The organism is Arthrobacter sp. Soil_N43 (genome assembly GCF_057655195.1).
Genome location: NZ_JBDGML010000060.1, coordinates 22057 through 28056, shown reverse-complemented (window position 1 = coordinate 28056; position 6000 = coordinate 22057). Strand labels below are relative to the sequence as shown.

Below are 6000 nucleotides of genomic sequence, written 5' to 3'. Positions count from 1 at the left end.
CATTCGGCGGTCTCTTCCGGATCACGATCAGGCAGCTGGTTAGTCAACCCGCTGAGGATATGGGAGGTATCTTCTCCTGCAGCCACGTCCAACCTCTCTTTGCGCGCATTCATCGGCGCACTCAGGTCCGGCAGGGTAGCTGCCTGGCGTGAACGCGACGTGTGCGACATATCGGTTACAACAGCCCGGTCAGGTGCGCCGGGCAGGGTTCTGTCTCGTCTACGACTGCCTGTCCGTCCAGGGCGGTCGCCCCGCGGCATGACTGTCACCAGCCACTCTAGCTGTGACGGCTTGCCGATGCGTAGCCGCGACTGGCGCCCCTGCCGTATTTGACCGTCATACTGGTTGTGTGACGCACAATAAGCCGCCCCGCGGCCCTGACAGCTTGAAGCACACGCCCAAAGGGTGTTGGCTTGGAGTAATCGATATCACTAATCATAGGAGGAACGCGTGAGTGAGGCCGACGCCGCCACTTCGGTAAATGTGGCGGAAAAATTGGGTTTCAAGAACGGGGATCTGATTCAGGAGTTCGGTTACGACGACGACGTCGACTTCGACTTACGTGATGACATTGAAGATCTGACGGGGTCAGAGCTCCTGGACGAGGACGATCATGACGTTGTGGACGCAGTCATCTTTTGGTGGCGCGACGGCGACGGGGACCTGGTTGACACGCTCATGGATTCACTGACCACTCTGAGCGAAAACGGCGTGGTCTGGGTGCTGACGCCGAAGTCGGGAAGGCCCGGTTACGTGTCCCCGGGGGAGATCCAGGAAGCTGCACCCACAGCGGGGCTTCACCTGACTACGTCAGCGGGAGTGTCCAAGGACTGGAGCGCCACCCGCTTGGTGACCAGGAAGAACAAGTGACCGCAACTAACACCGTGGACACCACGGGCGTTGCTGCCGTGCCCGAAGTGGGGCAGCATGCTCCCGATTTCACCCTGGCCAACCAGTACGGTGAACCGGTCCGGCTGGCAGACTTCCGCGGACGAAACGTGGTGCTGGTCTTCTACCCATTCGCCTTCTCCGGCATCTGCACGGGCGAGCTGTGTGAGATCCGGGACAACCTTTCCGTTTTCGAACATGCCGACGCCGAAGTGCTTGCCGTCTCAGTGGACAGCAAATACTCCCTGCGGGCCTATGCCGGGCAGGAGGGGTACGAGTTCAGCCTGCTCGCTGACTTCTGGCCCCACGGTGCCGTGGCCGAGCGATATGGCGTTTTTGATGCGGAGAGCGGAATGGCGACGCGGGGAACGTTCATCATCGACGCCGACGGCATAGTCCGGCACGTTGTGGTCAATCCCCGCGGCCAAGCGCGGGACCTGGACGAATACCGCCGCGCGCTGGCGGGACTGGCGCAAGGCTGAACCCATGGACCAGCGGCGCGCCGGCATTGGCCTGACAGGGTTTGCCAGCCGGCCGCCGGTGCCACGGACCGAACCGTCGGCCCCGGAGCTGTATGTCCTGCGGGACATCCGGGACGTATTGTCAGGGCTGCGCCTGGCGCTCCTCACCGGAGCTGGACTGAGTACCGACTCCGGGATACCTGACTACCGGGGGCCGGACTCTCCGCCCCGATCACCCATGACCTATCAGGAGTTCGTGCGGGACGCGGGCAACCGTCAGCGCTACTGGGCCCGGAACCACATCGGCTGGTCCCATCTCAGGCGGGCGGATCCCAACGCCGGCCACGCCGCCGTCGCCCGGCTGGAACGCCGCGGGCTCCTGACGGGACTTATCACCCAGAATGTCGACCGCCTTCACGAGGATGCCGGAAGCGTGAACGTCGTGGACCTGCACGGCCGCTTCGACCAGGTCATCTGTCTGGACTGCCGCCGCACGTACTCCCGCCGGCTGCTCGCCGGTGTATTGGAGGAGCTGAATCCGGCATTCCTTGAGCGTGCGATGGAATCCGGCGTTGTTGAGATCGCGCCCGACGCCGACGCGACGGTCGAGGATTCGGAGCTCATCCGCAGCTTCGTCGTGGCGAAGTGCCCTGCGTGCGGCGGTGTGTTGAAACCGGACTTTGTGTATTTCGGCGAGAACGTGCCCAAGGACCGTGTGGAGCGGGCCTACTCGATGGTGGATGAGGCCGGAGCGTTGCTGGTCGCCGGGTCGTCGCTCAGCGTTATGAGTGGACTGCGCTTCGTCCGCCACGCCGCCAAGCAGGGCAAGCCGGTGGTCATCATCAATCGCGGGGAGACCCGCGGCGACGATCTGGCAACCGTCAAACTGGCTGCCGGCGTGAGTGAAGCGCTTGGGTGGCTCGCCGAGGAATTGCCCGCCGTGCCGCAGCCCTGATCCGGATTGGCAATTACGGCCTTTCGTCAGGTAAAGTCTATGTTCGTTGGTTCGCGCGCTTCGAAGCGGAACCGGCGGTTTGGGTCTTTAGCTCAGCTGGTAGAGCGCCACGTTTACACCGTGGATGTCATCGGTTCGATCCCGGTAGGACCCACCAAAGTGAAACCCCGTCTTCCAGCCGTGCGGCTGGCAAGGCGGGGTTTTGTGTTGGTTGCCAAGTCCTCACAGCCGGTCTTCCGCCCGGAAAAATGTCGGGGCCCCTTCGTAACCTTCGGGTATGGAACACGTACTGGTGAGAACTGCGGCGGACGGCCAGCCGGCCGCCGTCATTCGGGGCGGACGCGAGTGGACTGTCGGCGCGGACCCTGTCAGGTGGTTCGAACGCGTTAGCTGGTGGGAAGCTGAACGCCGAATGCCGCTGGGCTGGAGCCGGGTGGACGTCGAGGTATGGCGCCTTCAGGCGCGGCTTGGCAGGAATGAAAACTCTGCGCTCACCACCATGGAAATCCTGCGGGACGGCCTGGGTGGCGGCTGGAAGCTGCGGGAGGCAATTGCGGACGCCGCTTAATTGGAACAGCCGCTTAATTGGAACAGCCTTCCACCGCGACTATTGGGGGATGCCGCGGTGGAAGGCCTAAAACGAATATACCGTGAACATTAGGAAACACGAAACTGTTTCCGGCCGGCGGCCAGATGCGCCGGGAACCGGCCTGCTGAGCCGGGCCGGCGCCATCCAATCACCAAAGATGACCCGACCACCAAGAGGGCTGAGCCACTATGATGGTAGGTGTTCAGCCAAATGAACAGCAAGGGCTATCGTCTGCCGGATGTTGGCCGACGGTTATGCTGCCTGCGCTCCCAGCGCGTACCGATTGAAGGAGAATCATGGTCGATTCCCGCGCCACCCGCCCCGCCGATGGATTGGGCAGCACGTCGCCGGCCCCCGCTGTCACCCGGGCGGCCGCTGTGATGGAGGCGCTGGCCGCGTCTGCCACCGGCCGGCTCACCCTGAGCGACCTCGCCAGGGAGCTTGGCATTCCAAAATCCTCAACGTCAAACCTGTTGCTGGCCTTGGAAGAGGCACGCCTGATCAGCAGGCAGGGCGCCGAATTCACCCTGGGCCGCAAACTTGTTGAACTAGGCGCGGCGTATCTGAGCCGGCTGGATGAGGTCCAGGAGTTCTACCGGTTCTGTGAGCAGGCGCCCACGCTGTCCGGGGAGACTGTCCGGATCGCCATGTTGGACGGCACGAACGTCATATATCTAGCCCGCTATGAAGGGCATCCTGCCGTCCGGCTGACGTCCAACATCGGGGACAAGATGCCCGTTTCCCTCTGCGCTGTGGGCAAGGCCCTCGTCGCGCGGCTGCACGACCACGACATCGACGCCATGTTCGCTGACGATGCCGAACTCCCGGTGCTCACGCCGAAGTCGATCCGCACCGGCGCCGAACTCAAAGCGCAGATCCGCGAAATCCGCGAGCAGGGCTATGCCTTTGAAGACGAGGAATCCACCACTGGCGTCGTCTGCCTGGCCGTCTCGGTACCCACGCATGGGGCACACGGACCCAGCCTGGGCCTGTCTGTCACCGCCCTGAAGGCCACGTATTCCGACGAGCAGGGAGCGCAGATGGTCAAGGAGCTCAAGGAGTTGGCAAGGTCCCTGGGCAATCCGATGGGGTGAGGGGCTCCCCGGAGTGGGGGATGCCTGTGTCACATTGACCGCCTCTTCGCCGGCGATACATCAGCCTATTGGCGACTCGTTCAACTTGTTGTACTCTGTTCAACATAGTGATCAACGCCATAGGTGTTGCCGCTATCCCACCAAGGCCAACGGGGGCCTGGAGTGTTTCTGAGGGAGTGCTTGTGACAACTCGTACTGATATACCGCTGGCTGATGCGGACGGCGCCGTCGTCGAACCGGAACAGCTGCGAAGGGCAACTCTTGCCAGCTCCGTAGGCTCCGCCCTGGAGTACTACGACTTCTACATTTACGGTCTCGCTTCGGCGCTGATTTTTGGACCGCTGTTTTTCAAGCCGCTGGGCGAAGAAGGCGCACTCATCGCCTCGTTCGCCACGTACGGCGTCGGCTTCGCTGCCCGGCCCTTCGGCGGTGTCGTCTTCGGCTACATCGGGGACCGCTTCGGCCGGAAGATGGTGCTGATCCTGACCATCGGCCTGATGGGAACGGCCAGCTTTGCCATCGGGTTGCTGCCGACGTTCGAGCAGGCCGGCATGGTCGGGGCCGTGCTCCTGGTGGTGCTTCGCATTGTCCAGGGCCTGGGCGCAGGAGCGGAGCAGGCCGGCGCAACAACGCTCATCTCCGAGGTCGCGCCGCGCCGCCGTCGTGGTTTCTTTGCTTCCCTTCCCTTCGTGGGGATCCAGCTCGGCACCCTCCTCGGAGCCGGCACCTTTGCCCTGATCGCGACGGCCGACAAGGCGGTCCTGGAGGGCTGGCTGTGGCGCGTTCCGTTCCTGGCAAGCGTGGTCCTGATTGCGGTCGCCGTGTTCATCCGGCTCAGGCTCAAGGAGACCCCGGTGTTCCAGGAACTGGAGAAGCACAAGAATGTCGTGAAGAACCCGGTCGGTGAACTCTGGAAGCACTCCAAGAAGAACGTGCTGGTGGGCATCGGCCTGCGCATGGGCGAAAACGGCAACTCCTCCATCTACTCCGCGCTCCTGATCGCCTTCCTCGCGGCGCCTGCGGGCGTCTTTCCGGGGGACAAATTCATCGGTCCCGTCGGCCTGCTCATCGCCGCGGGCTTTGCCGCCGTCATGGTAATAACCTTCGGCGCGCTGTCCGACCGCTTCGGACGCGTCCCCGTCTACCGCTACGGCGCACTATTCCAGGCCCTCATCGCCTTCCCCGCGTTCTACCTGGTCACCCTGGGCAACGTCACGCTGGTGTGGGTGGTCATGGTGGTGGGCATCGCCCTGGGTGTGCAGTCCATGCTGGGCCCGCAGTGCCCGCTCCTGCCCGAACTGTTCGGTTCCCAGTACCGCTTCACGGGTGTTGCCATGAGCCGCGAACTGTCCGCCGTCCTTGCCGGCGGCCTGGTGCCGCTGGTCGGCGCCGCGCTGCTCGCCGCCACCGGTTACTCCTGGCTGGTACTGGCCATCTACTCCGTGGTGCTGGCGCTCATCTCCTTCGTCACCACCTTCTTCACCCCGGAGACCAGCGGGCGCGACCTCCTGCTGATCGAGGACGCAAGCTAGCACCCCACAGCTAGCACCCCACTGCACAGCGCGAACGGACACTTGGGACCCCCTCGGCGGGGCCCCAAGTGTCCGTTCGCGCTGTGCTTTTATGCGCGGTGCGGCGTCCCGGGCTTACCGTGGAGGCATGGAGTACCTGAGGGGTCCGTTGTATCTGGACGTTGCTGCGAAGGGTCTGTGTTTCGTCGGTGTCGCGATGATGATCTTAGGGCGGGACGGATGGTTCATCGGCGGGGTGGTGGCCGTTGTCATCGGAGTGCTTTGTGGCGCGCTGTCCATGGTTGCCGTCCGGCGGATGCGGCGCAGGGGATGGGACGGCGTCAACCGCGTTCGGTAGCTCGTGCGGGGTTGCTCGCGGGGCCCCAAGTGTCCGTTCGCGCTAAAACGGAATGCCGGAACGCCAGAGAGCCGGGCAGCCACTGTGGCTGCCCGGCTCTCCGGTATTCCTGTGCCCGGCCGTCATTCCGCCGGGCGTTGAACC

The 6000-nt window shown here is 63.7% G+C and carries 7 protein-coding genes and 1 tRNA gene; all 8 read left to right on the top strand.

The genetic code is table 11. The features are described 5' to 3' along the window. Positions 1-450: 450 nt before the first annotated feature. The 8 genes from AC3A3W_RS05265 (at position 451) to AC3A3W_RS05230 (ending at position 5856) form a co-directional block, all read left to right on the top strand. The gene (locus tag AC3A3W_RS05265) at positions 451-870 is read left to right on the top strand and encodes a DUF3052 domain-containing protein (protein WP_487440902.1); all 420 of its coding nucleotides are present in this window, start codon (positions 451-453) and stop codon (positions 868-870) included. Further along, positions 867-1370: a peroxiredoxin gene (locus AC3A3W_RS05260; protein ID WP_487440901.1), complete on the top strand. Its 504-nt coding sequence runs from the start codon at positions 867-869 to the stop codon at positions 1368-1370. Before AC3A3W_RS05265 ends, AC3A3W_RS05260 begins: the two co-directional genes overlap by 4 nt. A gap of 4 nt (positions 1371-1374) precedes the next feature. Then, the gene (locus tag AC3A3W_RS05255) at positions 1375-2304 is read left to right on the top strand and encodes an NAD-dependent protein deacetylase (RefSeq protein ID WP_487440899.1); all 930 of its coding nucleotides are present in this window, start codon (positions 1375-1377) and stop codon (positions 2302-2304) included. Between the two features lie 81 nt (positions 2305-2385). Further along, a tRNA-Val gene (locus AC3A3W_RS05250) sits at positions 2386-2461 on the top strand. 120 nt (positions 2462-2581) lie between these two features. After that, positions 2582-2872, top strand: a complete 291-nt coding sequence (locus tag AC3A3W_RS05245) for a hypothetical protein (RefSeq protein ID WP_487440898.1) — start codon at positions 2582-2584, stop codon at positions 2870-2872. 317 nt (positions 2873-3189) lie between these two features. Next, positions 3190-3987: an IclR family transcriptional regulator gene (locus AC3A3W_RS05240; protein WP_487440896.1), complete on the top strand. Its 798-nt coding sequence runs from the start codon at positions 3190-3192 to the stop codon at positions 3985-3987. Between the two features lie 182 nt (positions 3988-4169). Then, positions 4170-5519: an MFS transporter gene (locus AC3A3W_RS05235; protein ID WP_487440895.1), complete on the top strand. Its 1350-nt coding sequence runs from the start codon at positions 4170-4172 to the stop codon at positions 5517-5519. A gap of 127 nt (positions 5520-5646) precedes the next feature. Further along, positions 5647-5856, top strand: coding sequence for a hypothetical protein (locus AC3A3W_RS05230; protein ID WP_487440893.1), 210 nt, complete (start codon positions 5647-5649; stop codon positions 5854-5856). The last annotated feature ends 144 nt before the right edge of the window (positions 5857-6000 follow it).

What these genes read in the sequence shown, in the direction of transcription:
- AC3A3W_RS05255 (WP_487440899.1), top strand. Translation starts at nt 1,375, where the DNA reads ATGGACCAGCGGCGCGCCGGCATTGGCCTGACAGGGTTTGCCAGCCGG.
- AC3A3W_RS05245 (WP_487440898.1), top strand. Translation starts at nt 2,582, where the DNA reads ATGGAACACGTACTGGTGAGAACTGCGGCGGACGGCCAGCCGGCCGCC.
- AC3A3W_RS05240 (WP_487440896.1), top strand. Translation starts at nt 3,190, where the DNA reads ATGGTCGATTCCCGCGCCACCCGCCCCGCCGATGGATTGGGCAGCACG.
- AC3A3W_RS05230 (WP_487440893.1), top strand. Translation starts at nt 5,647, where the DNA reads ATGGAGTACCTGAGGGGTCCGTTGTATCTGGACGTTGCTGCGAAGGGT.